Origin of the sequence: Desulfotomaculum sp. 1211_IL3151, from assembly GCF_036763075.1 — a bacterium.
In the GTDB taxonomy this organism is placed as follows: domain Bacteria; phylum Bacillota; class Desulfotomaculia; order Desulfotomaculales; family Desulfotomaculaceae; genus Desulfotomaculum.
In genome coordinates this window covers 88,628-113,750 of the sequence record NZ_JBAIYV010000058.1, presented here as the reverse complement: position 1 = coordinate 113,750, position 25,123 = coordinate 88,628, and the positions used below count along the sequence as shown (strand labels likewise).

Here is a 25,123-nt window from a genome sequence, read left to right as displayed (position 1 = left end):
CCATGACCGGCATCTAACCTAGAAGGGTGTTTTTAGGCTTAGAAATAAACAATCAAGGTTAAGATAATAGAAGATATATTACGATATAAAATTAATATGGGAGATAAAATGACAACATTTGCTGAAATCGGGTTAAATGAAAAACTGATAGAGGGGTTAAATAAGGGAGGAATAGCAGAACCTACGGAAATTCAGGCCAAAACAATACCTTTACTATTGCAAAATAAAGACCTTATCGGACAGTCACAAACAGGAAGCGGCAAAACATTGGCCTATTTATTGCCCATTTTTCAAAAGATCGATCGTGATAAAAGGGAAATGCAGGCTATTATTTTGGCACCAACCCATGAGCTGGCTATGCAGATTAATCAAGAGATAAAAAAACTAGCCGAAAACTCTGGCCTGCCGGTAACCTCCAGCCCCATTATTGGGGAAGTTAACATTCTAAGACAAATAGAGGCTTTGCGGGAGAAACCCCATATAATAGTAGGCTCAGTGGGCAGAATTCAGGAACTGATAGGGAAGAAAAAGATTAGTGCCCATACCATAAAAACCATTGTCATAGACGAGGGTGACAGGCTGTTGGATCAAAATGATGTCAACCGGGTTAAGGCAGTGATTAAAACCACCATGAAGGATCGGCAATTAATGGTTTTTGCGGCAAATATCAATGCAAAAACCTTAGCAATTGCCAAGGAGTTAATGCGGGATGCAGAGGTAGTAAAGATTACAGCTAGCGCACTAGTCAATTCAAATATCTCCCATTTTTATTTTATGGCCGAGAGTCAAAGGGATAAACTTGAGGTTTTAAGAAAACTAATAGCAGCATATAAACCCCAAAAAGCAATTGTCTTTGTCAATAATAGTGAAGAGATTCAGAGAATTACTGAGAAATTGCAATATCACCACTACAAAGCCCACAAAATACTGGGTGGAGTATCGAAGGAAGACCGTCAAAGGGCTTTAGAAGGGTTTAGAAATGAAGAGATTCAAATTTTAGTGGCTTCGGATATCGCTGCCAGAGGCCTAGACGTGCAGGGTGTAACGCACATCTTTAGTATGGATTTAACCGAACAGGCTATGGAATATTTGCATAGAGCGGGCAGAACGGGCAGAAGCGGCCGACTAGGTACGTCTGTGACCATCATTACGGAAAGAGAATTACCTATAATTAAAAGATACGAAAAAGAGCTTAAGATAAAAATTAGTAAAAAAGACGTATTCAAAGGTTTCATTGTTGATCAAAAGAAGAACAGGCCGCCTGCTAAGAAAAAAGGCACAACAAAAGGCGTTGTTAAATCCAGATAGCTGCTCATGCAGCAAAACGTCACCATGGAAAATTTTTGTCAGCCTGGCTAGAGCGAAGGATCTTGAGGATAGCCTTTCTAAGGATAGAAAAAGAACCTTCGCTACCGCTCAGGATGACATAGCGGATGGCTTAACGCCTAAGATATAAGGCTATATTTTTGGAAGCACGGAATCTGTTTAAATTAATTGAATTGTGATATTATTCAATTAATTATAAAATAATATTTAGGGGTGCTGTCCATTGAAGTCTAAGGTACCTTTTACTGAGCTTCAGGCAAGAATGAAACGGTTTAGGGACAAAATGAAAGTGTCAAATCCAGACTGGGAAATAGCTGTAGTTATCAATAAAATTAACCTTTACTACTTTACTGGGACCATGCAAGATGGCTTGCTAATGATTCCCCGGGGGGATGAAGCAATTTTTTGGGTTCGTCGTAGTTATGAGCGGGCCTTGGAGGAATCATTTTTTCCGAACATAAAGCCGATGAACACCTATAGCGATGTGGCTGCATCCTTTAAGGAATTTCCTAAAGTGCTTTATATGGAAACCGAAAGCGTGCCGCTGGCATTGTATCAGCGACTTCAGAAGTATTTCTCTTTTACCGTAGGACATGCTGTAGATGCACAAATAGCTGCCATAAGGGCTATAAAAAGTCCCTACGAACTATCACTAATGGAACAATCGGGTAAAATTCATCAAAGGGTGATGGAGGACGATGTACCAAAACTACTTAAAGAAGGTATCAGTGAAGCAAGACTTGCCACGGAGGTGTTTAGCCTATTGGTTGAAGAAGGTCATCATGGAGTAACCAGATTAAGAGGGTTTGACACCGAGATGGCACTAGGTTATACTGCCTTCGGCGAAAGTTCGCTTTACCCGACCTGTTTTTATGGGCCGGCAGGGAGTTATGGCATAAGTTGGGCAGTGCCTACGATGGGTAGTCGGGAACGTAAACTTAAAAAAGGGGATTTAGTCTATATGGATTTAGGGTGTGGCGTCGGGGGTTATCATACAGATAAAACGATGACCTACATGTTTGGGGAATCCCTTCCAGAAAAAGCAATCTCTATCCATAATCAATGTGTGGAAATACAGTATCAAATTGCAGATATGCTAAAACCGGGGGCTGTTCCAGCTACTATATATGACACGATCATGAATAGCCTGAGCCATGCGTTCCGTGAAAATTTTATGGGCTTTGGTAAACGGGCTATACCATTTCTAGGTCATGCAATTGGCCTGTGGACAGATGAATTACCGATCATTGCCAAGGGTTTTTCGGAACCCCTAAAGGAAGGAATGGTTTTTGCGATTGAACCTAAAAAAGGGATTGAAGACATTGGTGTAGTGGGAATTGAGAACACCTTTGTGGTTACTCCCCAAGGCGGGCGGAGTATTACCGGGGATCACCCTGGGTTGCTTCCGGTATATTAGCATTGGGCGAAAAATCCCAAGATAACTGGCATGAGGTAAAATATGTGCACTTATTTAAATTTTCCAGGTAGTATAGATATGCTGAAAAGAAATAAAAATAACAATGATTTAACTGTAGCACAGGGGGTCGTTGATTATCTTTTATATAGCTGTATCTATCATCCTGGCATTTGTATTTTGGGGAGCACTTTTTCCACATAGCCTAGGTCAGCAAGCCAATAGTTTACTAGCCTTTATGACAGAGAAGTTTGGTTGGTTTTACCTTCTGGCAACCTTTGGTTTTCTTATATTTGCCATTTACCTTGCTTTCAGTAAATATGGAAAGATACGTTTGGGTGATGATGACAGCAAACCGGAATATTCCAATATCACCTGGTTTAGTATGCTGTTCAGTGCAGGGATGGGCATTGGACTGGTGTTTTGGGGTGTTGCAGAACCGGTTAGCCATTATTTAAACCCGCCCCAGGGCTATCAAGAAGGTACGGCGGATGCGGCCAGGATCGGTATGAGATATGCCTTTTTTCATTGGGGTTTTCATCCTTGGGCCATTTATACAATTATAGGCCTGTCCTTGGCCTACTTTAATTTCCGTAAGGGATATAGGGGATTAATCAGTTCCACCTTTTACCCATTGCTAGGAGACCGTATAAACGGGCCCATAGGCAAAACAATTGATATACTGGCCATTGTGGCCACGGCATTTGGCGTTGCTACCTCTCTGGGATTAGGAACACTTCAAATTAATGGTGGCTTGGCGCACCTTTTGAACATTCCGAATAACACCTTTGTTCAGTTTTTAATTATTCTGGTTGTTTCAGTGCTATACATGATATCAGCCACCACGGGACTGGATAGGGGAATCAAAATTCTGAGCAATGCCAATATCTCAGTGGCAATAGCCCTATTGTTTTTTGTTTTATTTCTAGGGCCAACTTCTTTTATTTTTGATACGCTAACAACTACGCTTGGTGATTACCTGCAAAATATTATTCAAATGAGTCTTCGTCTTACTCCCTTTACCCAGAATAAATGGGTTGGTAATTGGACCTTGTTTTACTGGGCCTGGTGGATTGCCTGGGCCCCCTTTGTGGGAATGTTCATTGCCCGAATTTCTAAGGGGCGTACCATCAAGGAATTTATTTTGGGAGTTTTATTGGTTCCTAGTTTGTTTAGTTTCTTTTGGTTTGCAACCTTTGGGGGAGCAGCGTTAAATCTTGAGTTATTTGGGCAAAAGGGAATTGCTGCTGCCGTCCAAGAAGATATTACAGTTGCATTGTTTATTACCCTGGGACAATTACCCCTGGGAACCTTATTAGCTGCCACAGCTACATTATTAATCATAACCTTTTTTATTACATCCGCAGATTCTGCTACCTTTGTCTTAGGGATGTTTTCCTCTAAGGGTGATAACAACCCTTCCAAAAAGGTGAAACTTATTTGGGGAATATTGCAGTCTTCCATTGCCATTGTTTTATTAATAAGCGGGGGGTTACAGGGACTGCAGACAGCATCTATTGTGACGGCCCTGCCCTTTGCCATTATCATGGTACTCATGTGTTTTTCTATTATGAAGGCCCTTGATGATGACTATGATGGTATGCTAAGGGAATACCGTAAGAGGACGGGCAACAAGATTGCTTTTAAACCTTTACCCAAAAAGGAAAAGTAAATTACAAAAAAATATGAGGATACCGGAGGACAGATAAATGACATGGGTTTTGTTTGATTATCCTAGATGAAGTACTGTTCGAAAAGCCAAGGATTGGCTTACAGCAAAGGGCATAGAATTTTCTACCCGTCACATTGTTCGTGACAATCCAACTAAAGATGAAATACGTGAACTTCATCAAAGAAGTGGTTTGGAGATTAAAAAATTCTTTAACACCAGCGGTGTCAAATACAGGGAACTGGGGTTAAAGGACAGAATTAAAACTGCCACTGCGGAAGAGCTTTATGATATCCTGGCCTCCGATGGCATGTTGGTGAAACGTCCCATATTGACAAATGGTGAGAAGGTTTTGGTTGGTTTTAAAGAACAGGAATGGCAAGGGACATTTGCATCATAACGTGGAACGGATCGGGAATACTACAGCTGAGGTCGAAGGGCCTTTGTCAGAAAGCCAGTCAATCCTTGAAACGGCTATATAGGCCCAAAGAGAGTCTGGACCCGCATCGAAAAGGTTCTAAATTAACGGAGGTGAAAAAATGTCAGATCGTGGTACCAGCAACAGCCCGAACACCAGGAATCCAGAACGCCCTGCCAGCCACCCTGCCAGGTTAGATCAATTTGCTGACGATCTTTTTCAGGGAAATGAAAAGCCCAAGGAAAAGATGCGTGTTACCTCCAGCAAAGAAAAGCCAATGTAATATAAGATCAAAGAGTCGGCCTACAAGGGTCGGCTTTGTTTTTCTTACTATTAGAAGTATAAAATAGAAGTATAAAATTTTAAGGATGATAGGATTAGAAAAGCTCTGACTCGCGCGATAGGCTGGCGCGGGCCTGAGCTTTTCTAATAATTATGACAAAAAAATGAACAAAGCCTGAACGACCTATCATATTAGAGGGAAATCATTGGAATTTAACGAATAGTAATTTTATCATCATAAAGAGAAGAAAGAACAAGGGGGATTTGAAAATGAATTTAAAGGGAACGAAAACAGAAGCAAACCTATTAGCTGCCTTTGCAGGTGAAAGTCAGGCACGAAATAAATATACCTACTGGGCTAGCACTGCAAAAAAAGAAGGCTATGAGCAAATTGCAGGTATCTTTATTGAGACTGCAGACAATGAGAAGGAACACGCAAAAAGACTTTTTAAATTTCTCAATGGCATTACAGATACCAAAACGCACCTCAAAGAAGCGGCAGAGGGTGAAAACTACGAATACACCAATATGTACGTGGAATTTGAGAGAATTGCCCGGGAAGAAGGTTTTAACGAGATTGCTGATGTGTTTAAAGAAATTGGCGAGGTAGAAGAAGAACATGAAAAACGTTTTCTGGCCTTGTTGAAAAATATTGAAGAAGGCAGAGTATTTAAGCGGGAAGAGCAAGTCAAGTGGAAGTGCCGCAATTGTGGTTATGTCCACGAAGGAAAAGAAGCACCCGAGTTGTGCCCCGCCTGTGCTCACCCTCAGGCCCACTACGAATTACTGGTTGAAAACTATTAGTCAAAAGGAAGTGTCGCAAACTACTTTTTAGTAGGCAGGCGACACTTTTTTCATTCAAAATGTAGGCAACAGCCCCTGGGTCGTTTCGCACCGCTCATTGTGTAACACGATTAGGTCTGTCAACTTTGAATTATACCGATAATTAACACCACAATGGCTATAGTGGTAAAGACATATTTGGTGTGAAACTCCAACCATTTACCCAATGGTTTTGCGGCACTTTTATTGATTTGTTCTCTGGCTTTGGTTGCACCATATATCCAGAAGAAGACAAAGGATGCCATAACAGCACCAAAGGGTACAAAATAAATGGTCACAAGGTCAGCAAATTTGCCAAATAGATCCATATTTAGATCCAGGGGGATACCAATTATAAAGCCCGTTAGGGCTACGATAAGGGAAGCTTTCAGCCGGCTCAGATTAAAGCGATCCATGATCGCCTCAACGGGTACCTCCATTAGATTGATGGCGGAGGAGATGGCAGCAAAAATTACAGCTAAGAAAAAAAGAATAGCAAAGATAGTGCCGCCAGCCATCGTCTTAAATACCATTGGAAGGGTAATAAATAACAAAGGGGGCCCCGCCTGAATGTCTAAATTGAAGGCAAAGGTTGATGGAATGGTAACAAAGGCAGCCAACAGAGAAGCAATGGTAGTCCAAAGTGCAGTATGAATGGCAGAGGAAGTAACATCCTCTGTTTCCTTAAGGTAACTGCCATAAACCAGCATGGCAGCACCACCCAGGGACACTGTAAAGAAGGCTTGTCCTAAAGCCATCACCCAGGTGGTGCCATCTGCCAGTTTGCTCCAGTCTGGTGCCAGCAGAAATCGAACACCCTCCATGGAACCAGGTAAGGTCAAAGAACGGAACAACAGAATAATTAGAATGATGAACAGACCGGGCATCATATATTTATTGGCTCTTTCAATACCGCCTAAAACACCCTTGGCAATAATGGTTAAGGTTATGGCCAATGCTAAGAAATGCCAGAAAATACTCTCAGGGTGCCCGGCAAAGCCGGCAAAGTAAGGACCGGGATCAATTTTACCAAAGGCTCCGCTGACGGCAAGACAAAGATATTTCAAAATCCAACCACAAACAACCAAATAAAAGACAAAGACCCCAGTAACACCGAGAACGGGTATAATACCCAGTGCAGCACCGTAATTTTTGCCCTTTGCCTTAAATACCTTGGCAAAGGAGCCGATGGCCCCCTTTCGTTGGCTGCGGCCAAAGGCAAATTCACCCATTAAACCAAAAACACCTAAACCAAAGGTAAAGAGCAGATAAGGAATCATGAATGCTCCACCGCCGTGGGCACCGATCCGCCAGGGGAACATCCATATGGAGCCAAGCCCCATTGCTGCTCCGATACAGGCTAAAATAAAACCGGTTTTTCCTGACCAAGTCTCACGTTCTGCAGCCATTTCATGCACCACCCATTATATATGAAGTATTACCAAGGATAAACTTCCTCCAACCAAGTTAATTATGCCCATATTGATAGCAAACTTAATAATTATATGGTAAAATTCTCATCAACAGAGGTGATAAATGTGTCAACCAATTTAACCAGTGGTATTATTGGACTGCCGATGGTGGGAAAAACAACAATATTTAATTTATTGACCAACTCGAATCAGGAAACATCAAATTTCCTCAGTGGTAAAACCGAAACCATTACTGCATCTGCCAAAATACCAGATAAAAGAATTGATTTTTTAGTGAACATGTACAAGCCGCGTAAAACTACCTTTGCCCAGATTCAATTTAGTGAAGTACCAGGCTTGGTACGGGGTTCCAGTGAAGGGAAGGGTGTTGGCAACCAATTCCTCAGTGCCGTTCGTAATGCTGACTTATTGGTTCATGTGGTAAGAGCCTTTGAGAACTCAGACGTACCCCATGTGGAAGATGAGATTAATCCGATGCGGGATATAGAAACCATTGCCGTAGAGATTCTTTTGGCTGATATGGATCTGGTGGAAAAGAGAATTGAAAGAATTCAGTCGGGTAAAAAGATTACCAAGGAAAATGCCTTTGAATTAGAAGTCTTAAAGAAATGTTTGCAGGCTTTGGAGGATGAAAGTCCCATTAGCCAATTGGGTTTAACCGATGAAGAAAAAGCAACTCTGAAAAACTATGCCTTTTTGACTGAGAAACCCATGATGCTGGTAATCAACATTGATGAAGACCAGTTTAGGGAAGGAAGCTACCTGGGTAAGGCCAATGTGGAAAAATACGCTGCAGAAAAGGGCATTGCTGTCATAGAGATATGTGGCCGTATAGAAATGGAAATCAGCCAATTGCCAGACGAGGACCGGGAACTATTTATGGAAGACCTGGGTATCAAGGAATTGGGTATCGATCGTTTGGCCCAGGCAGCCTATGAATATTTAGGTTTAATTTCCTTCCTAACTGCTGGGGAGGATGAGGTGCGGGCCTGGACAATCAGGCGCAGCACAGATGCCAAAAGAGCGGCAGGAAAGATTCACTCCGATATCGAACGCGGCTTTATCCGCGCTGAGGTTATTGCCTTTGCAGACCTGTCGGCCACTGGTTCCATGGCCAAAGCCAAAGAAAAGGGCGTCCTCCGCTTGGAAGGTAAAGAATATACCGTACAGGATGGAGATATTATAAACTTTAGATTTAATGTTTAATTTTGCATATATGGTAAATGGCAGCCCTGCCAAGGGGCTGCTTTTTCAGCCTTCCGCCAGCCGTTTTGTCATCCTGAGCTAGCGAAGGATATTTCCGGTATGAGTATGCTTTAGCCCCTACTTGAGTTAAAATATAACAAGTAAGGCATAATTACCAAACACGGGAGTCGATTTATTTGAAATGGGATGTTTTAGTGGTTGGGGGAGGCCCCGCTGGCATGATGGCGGCAGCCCGGGCAGCTATGCTGGGGGCACGGGTGCTGCTGCTGGAGAAAAATGAATCCCTGGGCAGAAAAATGCTCATTACTGGCGGGGGACGTTGCAACCTAACCAATTGTGCTGATATTAATGAAATGATTATCAATATTCCGGGCAATGGTAAATTTGTCTATGGTGCCTTACACCGATTTTCAGGCGAAGATTTAAGAAGTTTTTTACGCACCCTAGGGATTAAGACGAAAGTAGAAGAAAGAGGGCGGGTTTTTCCGGTTAGTGACCGGGCCGCTGATGTGGTTCAGGCACTTACTGGGTACCTAAAGCAAATTGGTGTGAAAATAAGTTATGCCGTTAAGGTAAGTTCTCTTTTGGTGGCTGATCAAACCTGTCAGGGTGTCAAAATAAATGACCAGGTCGTAACTGCTAAAGCAGTGGTGGTAGCCACCGGCGGGCTTTCTTATCCTGCCACTGGCAGCACCGGGGATGGTTACAAGCTGGCCCGGCAGGTGGGGCATGCGGTGACCCCATTGTTGCCTGCGGCTGTTTCCATTACCTGTAACGACCCCTGGATACTCAACCGGGAGGTGCAGGGACTTTCTTTAAAGGATGTAACCATCACCCTTTACAATCAAAAAGGAAAAACAATGGCAGCGGAGGTTGGCGATGTTATTGTAACCCACTGGGGTCTTTCGGGTCCCGGTGCTCTGCGGGTAAGCAGACCAGTGGCACTGGCCTGTCAGAAGGATAGCCAGGCTTTAATCCAAGGAAAAATAGATTTGTTCCCCGGCTACCCCTTGGGTGACCTAGAACAAAAACTAACAAAAAACCTTGGCCAAGCCGGCAAGCGTTCCATAAAAAATATTTTAGCCGAAAGCATACCAGAGAGGTTGACCAAAGTGATCCTACGGTTGGTTGATATTCCCTTAGAGCGTCCTTCAAATAGGGTAAGCCACCACGAGATAAGCAATCTGACTGCTTTATTGAAGGGTTTGCCAATTCATATAACCGGTACCAGACCCATTCAAGAGGCCACAATAACTGCCGGAGGAATTAAAGTAAATGAAATAAATCCCCGGACAATGGAATCCAAGCTGATGAAAGGTCTGTTTTTTGCCGGAGAAGTTCTGGATGTGGATGCACAAACGGGTGGTTTTAATATGCAGGTGGCCTTTAGCACTGGCTATGTGGCAGGGGAGTCTGCGGCAAATTTTATCTAATTAATATCTTGACGAAAAAGCTAAACCTATTGTACATTACAATAATAAAATAAAAATTTTGCACTTATCAAGAGTGGTGGAGGGACTGGCCCTATGAAACCCGGCAACCGGCCATTTATGGCGGCGGTGCCAACTCCTGCAGGGACTTTTGTTTCTTGAAAGATAAGGTGTGCGACGGGATTTCGATCACCCATAACGCCCTTATTGGGTGTTTTTTTATTATGGTAATTATTGGAGGATTATATGCTGCTGCCCCAAATAGCTTTAAAGATTCCACCAGCCAAGGTACTTCGTTACCTGGGCATAAAAAATTCAACGGACCATTGGCCGGAATTGCTTAGGCAGATTGAAGCGGTTATTCAAGCCGGGAAAGTTTTAGCCACACCTACGGCGGCAATTACTCAAGTACCCTTTTGTCTAGAGCAGCAGGGGGTTGTCATTGGCTCGATGCCTGACCTTGTGCTTGGAGATGCTGCATTAAGAAAAATTAGTGCTGTAAGCGTGGTGGCAGTAACAGTTGGGGAAGCTATCGAACAAGAAGTGACACGGTTATTTAATAAGGGCGAAACAACCAAGGGAGTTATTATGGATGCAGTGGGAACTGTGGCGGTGGAAGAACTGTCAGAGCAAGTAATTGGCCTGGCAGCCCGCCAGATGGGAGTAAGGGGATTATATGCCACGGCCAAGCTAGGCCCCGGTTATCAAGACATGCCGCTGGAGTATTTGCCGGCAGTGCTTCAATTGGCTGAAGCGTGGCAGATAAATATAACTTGCAATGAGTTTTGCCAGATGAAACCCTCAAAATCCCTATGTTTTTTTATTGGTTGGGTACCAGAGCCGCCTAAAATACGTGAGAAATGTGACCTGTGTCAGAAGGCTGATTGTCTATATCGTTGCTGGAATGGAAGGAGAGAAGAATTTGTCCTTTAGAGAAAGAGTTCAAAAAGAAGTTTTAATCATTGATGGTGCCATGGGTACATTGTTGCAACAGAGGGGACTTCCCGGGGGTTGGTGTCCAGAGGAATGGAACCTCAGCCAGCCCGAGATTATTAAGGAAATTCATAAACTGTATCTAGAAGCAGGGGCAGACATCATAACGACCAACACCTTTGGGGCCATCGGATTAAAATTGGCGGACTATAACCTGGCTGATCAGGTCAAAGAAATTAACCGGCAGGCCGTTATCATCGCGAAAGAGGCGGCCAGGCCATACGGAGCAATGGTAGCCGGTTCAGTGGGACCCCTGGGTAAGTTTTTGCAACCACTGGGTACCATGACCTTTGATCAAGCCTATGAGCAATTTTATGAACAATGCCTGGCAATGGTGGAGGCAGGTGTTGATTTAATCCTCTTTGAAACCTTTGGCGACATCGGAGAAATGCGTGCAGCCCTCATTGCTGCTGCAGATGCCGGCAATGTACCAGTGGTGGCTAGCTTTACCTTTGATGAAACGGGTCGCACCTTTACCGGTACCGACCCGGAAACCGCCGCAGTGGTGGCTGAAAGACTTGGTGTTGCTGCCATTGGGGTCAATTGTTCAGTGGGACCCCGTCAATTGGAAAAGGTGGTTCAGGCCCTTACAGAAAGTACGAACCTGCCGATCTTGGTTTCACCAAATGCCGGTATGCCGGAAATTATGGATGGTAAAACCGTTTTTCGGGAGACACCAGAGACCATGGCCCAGTATGCCGAGCGTTTTGTCACCTATGGGGCCTCTATTCTGGGCGGTTGCTGTGGCACCACCCCCGAGCATATCCAGGCAATTTATGGCCGGGTAAAGAAACTTAAAAGAAAACCCCGGAGTAAAACCTTTGGTTTAAGGGTAGCCAGCCGGGTTAAAACCGTGACCATTGATCCCCAGGGTATACCCGTAGCCATCGGGGAGCGTCTCAACCCCACCGGCAAAAAGGCTTTGCAAGAAGAAATTCGTGCAGGGAAAACGGAAATTACCAGACGGGATGCTTTGGCTCAGGTACAAGCCGGGGCGGAAATTTTAGACGTTAACGTTGGAGTGGGCGGGGTAGACCAGATTTCGGCCATGGAGCGAGCCATTCAGGCCATTCAGGTTTTGGTAGAAGCCCCCCTATGTATCGATAGTACAGACCCTCAGGTAATCGAACAGGCTTTAAAACTGTACCACGGCAAGGCGATTATCAATTCTGTCAATGGTGAAGAAAGTAGCATCGAAACAATCCTACCCCTGGCCAAACGCTATGGGGCGGCCCTGATTGGTTTAACTCTGGATGAGCAAGGTATTCCAGCCACAGTCCAGGGTAGGCTGGAGGTGGCGCGAAAGCTGGTGCAAAAGACCGAAGAGTGGGGTATTCCCAGACAGGATTTGATGCTGGATTGTCTGGTGTTAACTGTCAGTGCCCAACCGGAAGGAGTACCGCAAACCCTCGAAGCCATTAGACGGGTAAAGAAGGAACTGGGAGTAACCACTAGTTTGGGGGTCAGCAATGTTTCTTTTGGCCTGCCCAACCGCGGCTTGATCAATACGGCATTCTTTGCCATGGCCTTATATGCCGGCTTGGATGCAGCCATCCTAAATCCCCAGGATGAACGTATGATGGAAACCCTGAGGGCCTCTGCCGTGCTGCTGGCCCGAGATGTCAGGGCTGAGAAGTACATTGCCAGGGAGCAACAGGCAGCGAACGGTCCTCAAGTGGCAAAGCCCCAAGAGAAGTTGGCCACTACTCCCTTGGAAGTTTTATACCAGGCAGTGCTTTCCGGGGACAAAGATAATGTTGTGGCATACATTGATGAAGCCTTGGCCACAGGGCTATCGCCAATGGAATTGTTGGATAAAGCCTTAGTGCCTGGGATCGAGGAAGTGGGACGAAGATATGGGCTAGGTATTTACTTTTTGCCGCAGTTAATGATGGCCGGTGAGACCATGACCAAAAGCTTTGAACATTTACGTCCGGAATTGGCCAAGGGGCCCTCTAAAAAAGCAGGCACAGTGGTGATGGCAACGGTTAAGGGAGATATCCACGACATCGGCAAAAATATTGTCTCGGTAATGCTGTCTAACCATGGTTTTGATGTCATAGACCTGGGCAAAAATGTACCCAATGAGGAGATTGTCCGGGTGGCAGCAGAAAAAAATGCTGAGATTATTGGTTTAAGTGCCTTAATGACCACCACCATGGTGAATATGCCTGAAATAATTAAGCAAGTGAAAGAACAGGGGCTAAGGTGCAAAGTAATGGTGGGTGGAGCTGCGGTTACGGAACAATATGCCCAGGAAATCGGGGCCGATGGTTATGCCGTTGATGCGGTGGAAGCAGTAAATATGGTTAAAAAATTGGTATGTTAACTTCAAAAGAGGGTTTGCCTTGGATAAAATAGAAATTGTTTTTCAGCCAATGGGGAAATCAATTGAGGTATCACCGGGCACAACCGTATTTGATGCAGCCAGACTGCTCGGCATTGATCTGGCTGCCCCCTGTGGGGGTACGGGCCGCTGTGGTAAATGCCTGGTCAAGGTATTGCCCTCTGACACGGAGGGGCAGTGGGTTTTAGCCTGTCAAACTCCTATTGATCAGGCTGGCACAGTGGAAGTGCCAGCCTCTGGGGAACTGGTGATTTTGGCAGAAGGCCACGCCCAGGGGATACCTACCGATCCTGCCTTTGTGGTAGAAAAAAACGGTGAGCTAAAGCACCGTGCAGGGGTTTTTGTAGAAAAGTTTGAATGGGACGATCCGCCGCTGGGACTGGCCGTGGATATAGGAACCACTACGATGGTTAGCTATTTATATGATCTCTTTAGTGGTAAAAGACTGGCTGTGGCCTCTCTAAGGAACGGCCAATATCTCTACGGGGCGGATGTTATATCGCGTCTGTCCCATGCTTTAACGGGAGAGGCAAACTATCAAAACCTTCGCTCAGCATTGGTGGCAGGTTTAAATTCACTTGCCTTGTCCTGTGCCCAGGAGGCTCAGGTTAACCCTGAGCAGATCCGGGAAATTGTCATGGTAGGAAATACTCCCATGATTCACATATTGTTGCAACTTCCCTTACATGGACTGGCCAATGCCCCCTTTCAGCCTTACGCCAAGGGACCTTTCTATAAAACGGCAGAGGAATTGGGACTTACCGCTGTGCCCAAAGCAGTTTGTTATTTACCACCTTTGATCGGTGGTTTTGTGGGTTCCGATGCCCTGGCTGCCTGTCTGGCCCAAGGTTTTTCTTGGTCCGATGAAACCAAGTTACTGGTGGATATTGGCACCAACGGTGAAATCCTACTGCAAAAAGGGGCAAAGTTTCTGGCTGCCTCTGCCCCGGCGGGACCTGCCCTGGAGGGTGGTAATATTAAGCACGGCATGGTAGCTAGGTCCGGTGCCATTGATAAGGTTACGATGGATTTTGATGTGCATGCAAGCGTTATCGGCGGGGGCCGGGCAGAAGGAATCTGTGGTTCCGGTCTGGTAGATGCCCTGGCTGAAATGCTGCGGTTGGGTATCGTTGACAGCAGTGGCCGTATCCAAGGGGTAGAGGAACTTTCCCCGGTAATATCCTTTAAGATTAAACAAAGACTAAAAACGCACCCGGAAAGAGCCGTAAATCTGACGAAAGACATTTTTATTACCCAACAGGATATTCGGGAAGTGCAGCTTGCTAAAGCAGCAGTGGCGGCAGCCATAAAGGTGATCCTAACAGAAGCAAGCATAGCACCGGAAGATATAACAGAGTTAAAGCTGGCCGGGGGTTTTGGGAACTATTTAGACCCGGCCAATGCCCAAAGAATCGGTCTGTTAAATGGCATCTCCTTAGCAAAGGTACAACAGGTTGGCAATGCCGCCGGAATAGGGTCAATTAGGATGCTGCTTTCCTACGGTGAAAGACTAAGGGCGGAGAATATGCAAAAAGCCTTTAAACATTTGGAACTGGCAATGGATGAAAGGTATCAAGGGTTGTTCCTGGATCAAATCAATTTCCCGAATAAGGAATACGAAAGGCTAAAAAACCCCCCGGATCTTTAAAAATCCAGGGGGTTTTGGTTATTTAATTGGGAATGGGTTGAATCCACTGTAAATCATGGCAGCTACAATGGCAGCCACGATGATGCCGTAAATGAAGCAGGGGATGGCATTTCTTCTGATTATCTTACCTTCTACGCCGATGGTACCCACTGTGGCACAAACCGCAACGACGTTGTTAACACAGATCATGTTACCCACAGCACCACCAATAATCTGTAGGCTTACAATCAGTATCTCGGGCATGGCCAGAATTCTGGCGGTCTCAAACTGGAAGGAAGCAAATAGAATGTTGGATACTGTGTTGGACCCGGAAATAAAGGCACCTAACACACCGATAAAGGGTGCAAAGAAGGGGAAGGCATCCCCGGATAGAGCAGCTGCAGCTTGGGCCATCGCTGTCATCATGCTGGGCAGGTTGCCAGCGTTGGTACCTGAGTTAAGCATCAATTGAACCAAGGCTACACCGGCGAATAGGGCAATGGCAGCACCGGTAATTTGCTTAAAGGTGTTGGTCCAAGCAGTCTTGATTTGTTGGCCATTCATACCGTGAATAAAGTGGGTGATTAAGGCCACCAGGATAAAGGGAACGGTTCCAGGTAGATATGCCCATTGTAAGGCATAATTTAGATTTTCAATGCCCATGATGTTAGGGATAGTAATGGTTTGGGCGGCCAACATGGCCTTTAAACCCAGGGAGGGAATACGGGTTGCAACAAGGATAATAGCAATTAAGGCATAGGGAGCCCAAGCCTTGGCCAGGGACATTTTGGCCTCACCAATATCACCCGTGTTCTCTTCCATAACAGATTTCCAATCAGCCTCCCACTTGGATTTGTGGGGGAAATCCCAGGTATCCTTGGGTACTAAGAAACCGGCTTTGGCAGCCAATAGAACGATAGGCAGTCCAATGAAAGCACCGACCAGAGAGGGAAACTCAGGTCCTAAGAACGCAGCGGTCAAAATATAAGGTATGACAAAGGCTAAACCGGCAAAAATTGCAAAGGGTGCTGCTGCCAAACCAGGTTTAATGGATCTTTCTTCACTGAAGAACTTGGTCATGAGGCAGAGACCCAGTAAGGGAATAAATACACCAACCACACCATGGGGAATTGCTACCCACTTAGTCATTAGTAACTTAAAGACTTCTTGATCAGCGCCTACCTGGCTCAAGTTTCCGGCCAAAGTACTCATGGCACCAAATACAGGGGTACCAACTGCACCAAAGGATACAGGGGTACTGTTAAAGATAAGTGCTACCATGGCCGCAGCCAGGGGAGGAAAACCAAGACCCACTAGCAGGGGACCACAAATAGCAGCGGGTGTACCAAAACCAGCGGCACCTTCGATGAAGGCACCGAACATCCAGCCAATAATGACAGCCTGAATACGACGGTCCTTGGTGATGCCGTTAAAACCATTGTTAATGGTGGTCATGGCACCGGAAGTTTTCATGGTATTGAGAATTAAAATGGCTCCAAAGATAATAATAAGAACGTCAATGGCTTTTAAAAATCCAAATAAGGAATAGCCAAAAACATGTTGAAAATCCATTTGCCAAACTGTTAAAGCTATGCCGGCACTGAGGGCCCAGGATAGGGGTAACGCTCTTTTGGCGGGCCAGTTAAAAGCAGCCATTAGTATAATCGTTAGTAAAATCGGCACAAAGGCCATGAAAGCTAACATAGAGGACCTCCTTGCAAGTTTTAGTTATTTATGATTGCCTCTTTAGTTATAAATAATGCCTTAAAACTTGAAAATCACCTCCTCTTGGCATACTCAAACTTTGAACCTTGTGGTAATGGGAGCCGTACTTCCTAAAATGCAACGCAAATCTGATAATAGTATGGCATGATATCTGATGGTCAGACCGTTAATATTAATATTAAACATGTTTTGTCAAAATCCTCTGTTATATAAAAAATATTTTTAAAAATTAAAACATTCCATTAGTTGGCAATGTGGCCGACATAAATAGTAAATCCTTACAGGAGTGAAAATGTCTAATTTGGACAATCTATGAACAGGAGGTGTTACATTAATGGCTAAAGAGAAACGTACATCAAAGGCTCTAGAAGAAATAGAACAATTGACATCCAGTTGTTCAAATTCAAGTGAGTGTTCTAGCTCTAGCAGCTCTGTTTCTGATAACTCCGATCAAATGTGCTCTGAATGCCAGAAGTAACACAGATTTGCATATAGGAAAGTTACATACTTTCCTATATGCTTGTTTAATTTTATAATGAATATAATCAGTTAACGAATAAGTGGGTGAATAAATGTCTGTTAAACTGTTTATCAAGACCAAAACAACCAAGGGGTTTGATCGTGACATTGTTAAGGTTACCTGGGGTGCGGTAAATAATTTGGGGAGAGTCTTTTATTCGAATACAGAAGTAATGCGATTGGAAGATTTTCTGAAATTTAAAGAGTTATTTTCAACCATTGGTCTAAATGAGGAAAAAAGGTTGGATACGGAGCGGGATCATTATTAAGTGTGATGAAAATTACACCCTTTTTGGTTAATTACGGATACAATAGGATTAATTTAATTTTATTGGGGCAAAATCTATAAAAAAATGAGGAGAAGAAATATGGCTATCCGAAAAATTGTTAAAATCGATGAAGAATTATGCAATGGTTGCGGTCAATGTGTTTCTCCCTGTGCAGAGGGAGCCATTGAACTGGTTGCTGGCAAGGCCAAGGTTTTAAAGGAAGAACTATGTGATGGTGCGGGCTTTTGTTTGGGGACTTGTCCCACCGGGGCATTATCCTTAGAAGAGCGGGATGCTGTGGATTTTGACCATCACGCTGTTGAAGAACATCTAAAGAGCAGAAATAAACAAGGTTCAGGGTTACCACCAGGGGTAGAAATTAAGTGCCACCGCTGCGGCAGTGAAGATCACGATCGGGCTTTACTACCCACTAGGATGAAGGGTGAAAGTGTCTGGACCTGTACACGTTGTCTGCCGGCATTAATTCATGGTTAATTTTTCTATCTATCGGGAATAATTACCGATATTGGCAGTCAAAATATTATTGTCAAAATAATGGAGGTGTTACTATGAAGGCATCTGTTGATCAAGATCTATGCATTAGCTGTGGTGCATGTATCGACACTTGTCCTGAGGTATTTGATTGGAATGACGAAGAAAAGGCCTATGCAATTGTCGATGAAATTCCAGATGGTCAAGAAGACTCGGCGAAGGAAGCTGCTGAAAGTTGCCCCACCGATGCCATAAGAGTAGACTAACCACCCAGGGAGTGTCGCAAAACTACTTAAGTAGTAAGCGGCACTTCTTTTTTTGGTCATGACCATTTTTCAGTATAAGACTCTCATGCCGCTGGTCGGCACCAGCCGAACAAGGATAATAGAAAGCTATTATCCGAGTAGAAAATCTAAGGCTCACGCTTGCAGGTGTTTTAATTAGAGGTGGCGAATACTGGTTGGATGCATATAGAGGGTTTTATTTGGAAAAGATATACAATTGCAGGGGTGGAAACCGTTGAATAAAATAAAGATTCTCCATATTATAAGGCCCGCAGCAGGTGGCATGAAAAATCACCTGATAAATTTGATTCGCCATACCGATAAAAATAAGTTTTCAATAACAGTGGCTTGTCCACCTAGTACAGCATTGTGGGATGAACTATACCAAATGGGGGTTAATCTTATTCCGATTCCCTTGGCCGGGGAAATATCACTGTCAAAGGACTATGCTGTCATTCGTACATTAGTTAAATATTTGCACCAGTCCCGTACCACAATAATGCATGCCCATAGCTCAAAGGCTGCACTTGTTGGTCGTATAGCAGGCATAATTGCCAGAACCCCAGTGATTGTTTTTACTGCTCATAATAGTATATTTTATGAGGAATGGCCTGGTTGGAAGAAAAAAATTTATGCAACGGTAGAAAAGATCTTGGCCCGTTTTACGGATCGAATTATCACGGTTTCGGATGCTTTAAAACAAGAGCTGGTGGAAAAAGAGGAAATATCGCTAAGTCGATTAACCACCATTTATAATGGAATAGAAATAGAAAAATTCAACCAAGAATTCGATAAGGAAGAAATCAAAAAAGAATTAAAGCTACCCCCTTCCGGTGTAGTGATTGGAACCATTGCCCGCCTGGCCCCTCAAAAGGGTGTTGCTTATTTGCTAAAGGCTGCCTCTCTCCTTAAAGAATATAATATTACTTTATTAATAGTAGGAGATGGTCCGCTGCGCCAACAACTGGAAGAGGAGGCCTTGGAGCTTGGGCTAGGCAACCGGGCGATTTTTGCTGGAATGAGAGAAAATATTGAAGAGATTTATGCTGTATTGGATATTTTTGTGTTGCCCTCTGTCACAGAAGGATTGCCTTTAGCCATATTGGAAGCAATGGCCGCTGCCAAACCAGTTGTTGCCACCCGAGTGGGCGGTGTTCCTGAAGCAATTTTAGAAGGTAAAACGGGTCTAGTGGTATCACCAAAGGATCCCGAGGCCCTGGCCGTGGCCTTGGCAGGCTTGTTGGGAGAAAGAGAACTCTTGTCGCGCATGGGCAAAAATGGTCTAAAGCATGTAAATGATAAATTTACCATTACCTTAATGGTACAGAAAACCTTGGATTTATACAGCCAACTTTTATTGGATAAAAATATTTCCGTTGATCGTTAAATGATGGGTAGAGATTTTGTTGGGGGGATTTAATTGGTTTACTCTTTCTGGCATAAAGTTATTGCCAGTATCTTATTCTGTTTATGTACACTGGGACCTGTAAATTTTGCCTCAGCCGATGCAAACGAGGAAACGGTGGAAAGAGTTGTGTTAGTGGTTATTGACAAACTTACTATACAGGACTACGAAGCGGAAGGGCTAGCCAATCTCAAGGCTTTGGCTAATCAGGGTGCCTTAGGTTTATTAAATAACAATACCGGAGCAGGTATTTATTCCGAACATACCTATTCAACCATCGGTGGGGGCGCTCACCTAGTTGGAAACGGGGAAGTTATTAATGGTTTTAATATAGAAGAAAAATTTTCTGATCTAAGCGCAGGGGATGAATATTTTCTGCGTACGGGTTTACATGCCCCAGAAGATTCAGTAGTTCAACTTGCCATCGGCAAATTAATAAGGACTAATGGGGAGTTAAGACATCCGGCAATTCCGGGGGCACTGGGTCAGGCAATTAATGATGCCGGCAAAAAAACCGCAGTTGTAGGTAACAGTGATACAATCGGAACGGAGCGTAGGCTAATAACCACCATATCCATGAATGAATTAGGGGTTACGGATATGGGGACAGTGGATCGATCAATCTTATTACAGCATCAAGAAAATATCGGTTCTTATCGAACTGATTTTGTCAAGGTTCTGGCTAAAATAAAAGAATATCGGGAAAAGGCAGCTCTTATTGTGGTTGAAACCGGTGACCTGACCCGGTTATATGAGGAACGAGATAAGGCAACAGAGCAAGCATACCAAAGACAGCGCCAGGAGGCAAAGGAAAGAATAGATCAGTTTGTGGGAAAATTGGCCAGCAGTATGGATTTCAGCAAGGAAGCCCTAATCGTTGTGACGCCTACCCCAACCACTGAGGCTGTTAAAGGAAATATAAGCTTGACACCGATCATTGCTCTGGGACCTAAATGGGAACCTGGCACATTATTAACATCTGGCACCACGAAGCGGGATGGTATCATCATGAACACGGATATTGCACCAACGATCCTCCGGTCCTTAGGTGTTCAACCGGTACCAGAAATGTCTGGACGTCCCTTTATGTCTTCCCAGGCACACTTTACTGGGAATAGCTTGGATTATTTGTTAGATTTAAACAAGGGCTTGGTTACCACCTACCAGGCCAGGCCACCCTTGCAGTCTGCCTATGTTTTTCTCCAGCTTATCGTACTACTTATGGGCTTATATGGAATTTTTCTTAAAAAACATATGGCCGAAGTGATTAAGCCTTTCTTGCTTTTGGTTATGTCTGTACCCTTAGTGGAGCTTATGATGCCCTTGTTACCAAAAATTTCAGTTACGGTTATGGCAGTGCAACTGGTTATACTAACTTTGGCCTTTTCTGGGATAGCTATTTTATTGCAACGAAAGATTGGCATAGACCCCTTCATATTTATTTGTCTTGCTACGGCCGGAACGATATTAGCAGATTTGCTAAATGCTTCTTTTTTATTAAAACAATCTGTACTTGGCTACGACCCCATTGTTGGGGCAAGATTCTATGGCATTGGCAATGAATATATGGGTGTTTTAATCGGTTCCTTAATTATTGGTACGACTGCAGCAATACAATATTTGGAAAAATACAGAAGAACCCTAATCATATTAAGTGGTTTTTTTTATCTTTTTACCATTTATGCAATGGCGGCACCGAACCTAGGTACGAACGTGGGAGGTACCATTGCTGCTACTGCGGGATTGTTAGTAACCTTTCTCCTATTGATAGGGGTGCGCTTTCGTTTTACTACGGTTGTGCTGGTTGGCTGTCTAGTAGTATTGTCTGTAACAGGTTTTATTGCCTTTGATCTCAGTCGCCCGGTGGATTTGCGCTCCCATATGGGAACCACAGCGGCTTTACTGCTGCAAGATCCTAACCATGCACTGCAAGTCATCCAGCGAAAATGGTCCATGAATATGAAACTCCTACGCTACACGGTCTGGAGTAGGGTTCTGCTTGCCAGCTTGGGCATACTGGCTTTGCTATTCTATCGTCCCCAAGGTGTGGTTAAAAATTTAAGGGTTGAGTATCCTTATTTATTTAAGGGCTTTATCGGGGTAATTACGGGTGCCCTGGTTGCCTTTGCCTTTAATGACTCAGGTGTGGTGGCTGCAGCAACTACCATGATTTTTGGTGCACCGCCCCTGGTTTACTTAGTGTTATCGGAACAAAAGAATAAACATAAACATATTGTTAAATGACCTAATATAATGTAAAAGGTAATTAGACAGAGCAAAACCAATACACGAAATAAGAACGGATGGTAAATAAGGTAAATACGTGAATTTTGTAGCAAACTAATATATTTGACAATTAAAGGCGGTTTTTCTGCAAGATTTTATTGACAAGGAAATTGTTTATGCTAAAATTGATTTTGGTTGGAATTGACCAGCCCTACATTATTATGATTTGGGCTGGTTAATTCCAACATTTTAATTAAGGAAATGGAGGAGGATAACTATAATGAAACCATTGGGCCGCCATGTCTTGGCTGAAATCTATGGCTGTGATTTTGAAGTCCTCAATAATGTTAAAAGGGTTGAGGAAATAATGGTTAACGCAGCACTGGAATCGGGGGCTGAGGTCCGCGAGTATGTTTTCCATAAATTTAGCCCTCAGGGAGTTAGTGGAGTAGTAGTAATTAGTGAAAGCCACCTGGCTATTCATACCTGGCCTGAATTAGGCTATGCCGCAGTTGATGTCTTTACCTGTGGTGATTCAGTGAATCCCTGGGATGCATGCAATTTCTTGACCAGAGAATTTGGTGCAAAGGATATGGCTGCTCAGGAGACTAAGAGAGGAATCCTGCCTGGTATGGCGCCGCATTTGGTGGCCGTAAACTCATAGGAGGGATATTTATTAGTACCAAGAGTAGCACGACCTGACGAGTCTAGCTCATCCTTTTGATGAAGCGAGGCTCGTCAGTTTTTTATACGCTTTTTCCAAATACTTAAAAGAGGAAATTCAGATTTATTAACGAATAACTTATTTGTATCCGCCAAAGAGGGGGTTTTGTTCATGTCAGGCGACGTTTTAGTATGTCTCCAGGAAGATATCCAAACGATTCATCATAAAATTAAAGGTCAATTATTAATAAAAGCCGGGCACGTGGGCGACTATGCCCATTTGGAATTTTCCCCCATGGACAATTTCATTCATCCGGCGGTGGTACTTACTGTTGGAAGGTTATACAACTGCAGATCACCTAAACTGCTTTCCCTAGGGGCAATCGTGCAGTTTATTTTTATGGCCTCACAAATTCATAAGCAAATTCCAGAAACGGTTGTCCAGTCCCATACGATTGATCCTAAGGATGGGACCCAGTTTCCTGTATTAGTAGGGGATTATTTATACGGAAAATTTTTCACTACCCTATGTGATGCTGGGTTGCTAAAATATCTTCAACCCTTAGCCGAGATTATTGGCTATATTCATGAGGGCGGCATATTAAAAAAAGTTAACCAAAATCGTTTAAATAATCAGATAGTTAGTGAAGTTACACGTCTGGAAGTGGCAGAATTGCTGGCAGGGGCTGCAAGTATTGCTGGGGATGTGGTAGGTGCACCGAGGGAAGACCAGATGTTGCTATATGAATTCGGACTTAATTTAGGGATGGTGTACGGTTTAAGTCAGGGAAAATCGTATGATATATTAACCCATTATAACCAGGCCAAATTACGATTGGATAAACTTCCAAATCAGTCCGAAAAAATTATTTTTGAACATCTCCTGCAAAGGATACAGCTAAATGATGGAATGGCTCGTAAAGTAGTCTAAATAGTTTTTCTGTAAAACTCCCTCGTTAATTCTGTGCGGGTCCTTTCTTGATGTTCTAAGTGTCATTGAATGATAGTTTTTGAATATAGATAAATATTGAACTGAAATTGTTAAGTCGATAGCACAAATAATATTTTAAATTTGACCAGTTGAATTATGTGTACAGTTCTTGGGGAGGGTTTTTAGTGGCCAAAATAAGGTTTGGACAGGTGGAATATCTAAATGCTCTACCGGTCTTTCATGCCTTGGAAGAGGGCCTTCTGGCCTTTGATGGCAAATTGATTAAAGGATCACCAGCTGTTCTGAATAAAATGTTTTTGGCAGGACAATTGGATATTGCTTCTATTTCATCCATAGAATATGCCAGAAATATGGATCAATGCATGATACTGCCCGATCTATCCGTTAGTGGAGATGGGCCGGTAAAAAACGCCCTTTTGTTTAGTAAAATACCCGTTATGGAATTGGAAGGCAAGAAGGTCTGCCTAACAGACTCTTCGGCTACTTCAACGGCTTTACTGAAGGTGCTTTTTGATCACTATTACCATTTAGAAGCCAATTTTATTACCATGCAGCCCGATTTAGATAGGATGATGACTAATGGAGATGGTGTTTTATTAATTGGTGATGATGCCTTAAGGGCATATTTAAGAGTAAGGCAAGAGAACTTACCCTATCATGTTACAGACTTGGGGGAAATTTGGAAGCAGTTTACCGGTGAACCGATGGTGTATACCCTTTGGGTCATTCGCAGGGACTTTGCCAGGGAAAATCAAGAGGTAGTCGGTATCCTCCATAATCAATTAGTAGAGTCCAAACAGTATGTGAACGCTAGTTTAATATCCGTACTGGAGAAAAGTCGTCGTAGAAGTGGTCTGCCTACGGATATTTTGGAGGAATATTACCAGGTCATTGAAAATGGGTTTACAGAGAATCATAAAAAAGCATTGTTAACTTTTTATGATTATTGCTATAAAAGTGGTCTTATTGAGGAAAGGGTAAGGTTGGCTATATGGGGTGAGTAACAAAGCGAGATGAATGATTGACATCTCGCTTTAATTAATTTTACCCAATGTTCTTAAAAGCACTGTCTTTTGCACCACAGATGGGGCATTTTTCTGGTGCATTGTGTTTATGTATATAGCCACATACAGGACAGAGGTAGTAATCAACATTTTCTTTGCTCTCTAGCAATGCCAAGGCTTCCTTGTACAAATCAGCGTGTACCTTTTCGGCTTCATTAGCCAAGTGGAAGGATCGCTTGGCAAGGTTATTTTCTTCTGTTTCAGCAGTTTTAATGAAATCCGGGTACATTTCAGTAAACTCATAGGTTTCACCCTCGATGGCTTCTTTCAGATTCTCCGCAGTGGTTTTTACTCCTCCCAGAGCCTTTAATTCGCTGAGGGCGTGAATGGCTTCCGCTTCGGATGCTGCTCTAAAAAGTTTGGCCACCCCGGGATAGCCTTCCTGCTCAGCCTTTGCAGCAAAAGCTGAGTATTTACGATTTGCCTGGGACTCGCCGGCAAAGGCAGCCTTTAGGTTGTTTTCTGTACTCATATTATTTCCCCCTTATTTATATGGATAGTTTTATCATTTACACATCGTAGTATAATAAATCAGACGAATATTAACAAGGTTATTG

22 protein-coding genes and 1 riboswitch are annotated in these 25,123 nt (G+C 43.6%); of the genes, 19 read left to right on the top strand and 3 right to left on the bottom strand.

Annotated elements, in window-relative coordinates:
• Positions 1-108: 108 nt before the first annotated feature.
• From V6C11_RS16565 to rbr, 6 genes are all read left to right on the top strand, one after another.
• A complete protein-coding gene (locus tag V6C11_RS16565) occupies positions 109-1,308 on the top strand; it encodes a DEAD/DEAH box helicase (protein ID WP_333532302.1) in 1,200 nt (399 codons plus the stop codon).
• A gap of 241 nt (positions 1,309-1,549) precedes the next feature.
• Positions 1,550-2,743 carry a M24 family metallopeptidase gene (locus V6C11_RS16560; RefSeq protein ID WP_333532301.1) on the top strand — a complete coding sequence of 398 codons (1,194 nt, stop codon included), beginning with the start codon at positions 1,550-1,552 and terminating at the stop codon, positions 2,741-2,743.
• Between the two features lie 130 nt (positions 2,744-2,873).
• Entirely contained in the window at positions 2,874-4,412 is a 1,539-nt protein-coding gene (locus V6C11_RS16555; protein WP_333532300.1) for a glycine betaine uptake BCCT transporter, read from the top strand.
• Positions 4,413-4,449: 37 nt separating this feature from the next.
• Positions 4,450-4,809, top strand: coding sequence for an arsenate reductase family protein (locus V6C11_RS16550; protein ID WP_333532299.1), 360 nt, complete (start codon positions 4,450-4,452; stop codon positions 4,807-4,809).
• 139 nt (positions 4,810-4,948) lie between these two features.
• A complete protein-coding gene (locus tag V6C11_RS16545; RefSeq protein ID WP_333532298.1) occupies positions 4,949-5,110 on the top strand; it encodes a hypothetical protein in 162 nt (53 codons plus the stop codon).
• A gap of 269 nt (positions 5,111-5,379) precedes the next feature.
• The gene (gene rbr, locus V6C11_RS16540; RefSeq protein WP_333532297.1) at positions 5,380-5,913 is read left to right on the top strand and encodes a rubrerythrin; all 534 of its coding nucleotides are present in this window, start codon (positions 5,380-5,382) and stop codon (positions 5,911-5,913) included.
• Positions 5,914-6,032: 119 nt separating this feature from the next.
• Here the strand turns inward: rbr and V6C11_RS16535 are convergent, their stop codons facing one another.
• Positions 6,033-7,340: a sodium-dependent transporter gene (locus tag V6C11_RS16535; RefSeq protein ID WP_333532296.1), complete on the bottom strand. Its 1,308-nt coding sequence runs from the start codon at positions 7,338-7,340 to the stop codon at positions 6,033-6,035.
• 129 nt (positions 7,341-7,469) lie between these two features.
• Between V6C11_RS16535 and ychF the strand changes: the two genes are divergently transcribed.
• The 5 genes from ychF (at position 7,470) to V6C11_RS16510 (ending at position 14,988) form a co-directional block, all read left to right on the top strand.
• Positions 7,470-8,570 (top strand): redox-regulated ATPase YchF, encoded by a 1,101-nt coding sequence (gene ychF, locus V6C11_RS16530; protein WP_333532295.1) that lies wholly within the window; start codon positions 7,470-7,472, stop codon positions 8,568-8,570.
• Positions 8,571-8,746: 176 nt separating this feature from the next.
• The gene (locus V6C11_RS16525) at positions 8,747-10,003 is read left to right on the top strand and encodes an NAD(P)/FAD-dependent oxidoreductase (protein ID WP_333532294.1); all 1,257 of its coding nucleotides are present in this window, start codon (positions 8,747-8,749) and stop codon (positions 10,001-10,003) included.
• A gap of 61 nt (positions 10,004-10,064) precedes the next feature.
• A riboswitch (SAM riboswitch) is annotated at positions 10,065-10,172 on the top strand.
• 74 nt (positions 10,173-10,246) lie between these two features.
• The gene (locus V6C11_RS16520) at positions 10,247-10,933 is read left to right on the top strand and encodes a Vitamin B12 dependent methionine synthase activation subunit (protein ID WP_333532293.1); all 687 of its coding nucleotides are present in this window, start codon (positions 10,247-10,249) and stop codon (positions 10,931-10,933) included.
• Positions 10,923-13,322, top strand: coding sequence for a homocysteine S-methyltransferase family protein (locus tag V6C11_RS16515; protein ID WP_333532292.1), 2,400 nt, complete (start codon positions 10,923-10,925; stop codon positions 13,320-13,322). The genes V6C11_RS16520 and V6C11_RS16515 overlap by 11 nt, the downstream gene beginning before the upstream one ends.
• A 19-nt stretch (positions 13,323-13,341) precedes the next feature.
• Positions 13,342-14,988, top strand: a complete 1,647-nt coding sequence (locus V6C11_RS16510) for an ASKHA domain-containing protein (RefSeq protein ID WP_333532291.1) — start codon at positions 13,342-13,344, stop codon at positions 14,986-14,988.
• Between the two features lie 18 nt (positions 14,989-15,006).
• Here V6C11_RS16510 and V6C11_RS16505 read toward each other — a convergent pair whose 3' ends face one another.
• Positions 15,007-16,671, bottom strand: coding sequence for an L-lactate permease (locus tag V6C11_RS16505; RefSeq protein WP_333532290.1), 1,665 nt, complete (start codon positions 16,669-16,671; stop codon positions 15,007-15,009).
• A 593-nt stretch (positions 16,672-17,264) separates the two neighbouring features.
• Between V6C11_RS16505 and V6C11_RS16500 the strand changes: the two genes are divergently transcribed.
• From V6C11_RS16500 to V6C11_RS16465, 8 genes are all read left to right on the top strand, one after another.
• Entirely contained in the window at positions 17,265-17,480 is a 216-nt protein-coding gene (locus tag V6C11_RS16500; RefSeq protein WP_333532289.1) for a hypothetical protein, read from the top strand.
• A gap of 99 nt (positions 17,481-17,579) precedes the next feature.
• Positions 17,580-17,975, top strand: a complete 396-nt coding sequence (locus tag V6C11_RS16495) for an ATP-binding protein (protein ID WP_333532288.1) — start codon at positions 17,580-17,582, stop codon at positions 17,973-17,975.
• 74 nt (positions 17,976-18,049) lie between these two features.
• Positions 18,050-18,238 (top strand): ferredoxin, encoded by a 189-nt coding sequence (locus V6C11_RS16490; RefSeq protein ID WP_333532287.1) that lies wholly within the window; start codon positions 18,050-18,052, stop codon positions 18,236-18,238.
• A gap of 253 nt (positions 18,239-18,491) precedes the next feature.
• Positions 18,492-19,643 (top strand): glycosyltransferase family 4 protein, encoded by a 1,152-nt coding sequence (locus V6C11_RS16485; RefSeq protein WP_333532286.1) that lies wholly within the window; start codon positions 18,492-18,494, stop codon positions 19,641-19,643.
• A gap of 33 nt (positions 19,644-19,676) precedes the next feature.
• A complete protein-coding gene (locus tag V6C11_RS16480; protein ID WP_333532285.1) occupies positions 19,677-21,905 on the top strand; it encodes a hypothetical protein in 2,229 nt (742 codons plus the stop codon).
• Positions 21,906-22,167: 262 nt separating this feature from the next.
• Positions 22,168-22,551, top strand: a complete 384-nt coding sequence (gene speD, locus V6C11_RS16475; RefSeq protein WP_333532284.1) for an adenosylmethionine decarboxylase — start codon at positions 22,168-22,170, stop codon at positions 22,549-22,551.
• Positions 22,552-22,722: 171 nt separating this feature from the next.
• Complete coding sequence (locus tag V6C11_RS16470) at positions 22,723-23,481, top strand: hypothetical protein (RefSeq protein WP_333532283.1); 759 nt, start codon at positions 22,723-22,725, stop codon at positions 23,479-23,481.
• A 185-nt stretch (positions 23,482-23,666) separates the two neighbouring features.
• Positions 23,667-24,506 carry a menaquinone biosynthetic enzyme MqnA/MqnD family protein gene (locus V6C11_RS16465; RefSeq protein ID WP_333532282.1) on the top strand — a complete coding sequence of 280 codons (840 nt, stop codon included), beginning with the start codon at positions 23,667-23,669 and terminating at the stop codon, positions 24,504-24,506.
• A 40-nt stretch (positions 24,507-24,546) separates the two neighbouring features.
• On the opposite strand, the gene V6C11_RS16460 is transcribed toward V6C11_RS16465, so the two are convergent.
• Complete coding sequence (locus V6C11_RS16460; RefSeq protein ID WP_333532281.1) at positions 24,547-25,038, bottom strand: rubrerythrin family protein; 492 nt, start codon at positions 25,036-25,038, stop codon at positions 24,547-24,549.
• Positions 25,039-25,123 lie beyond the last annotated feature (85 nt).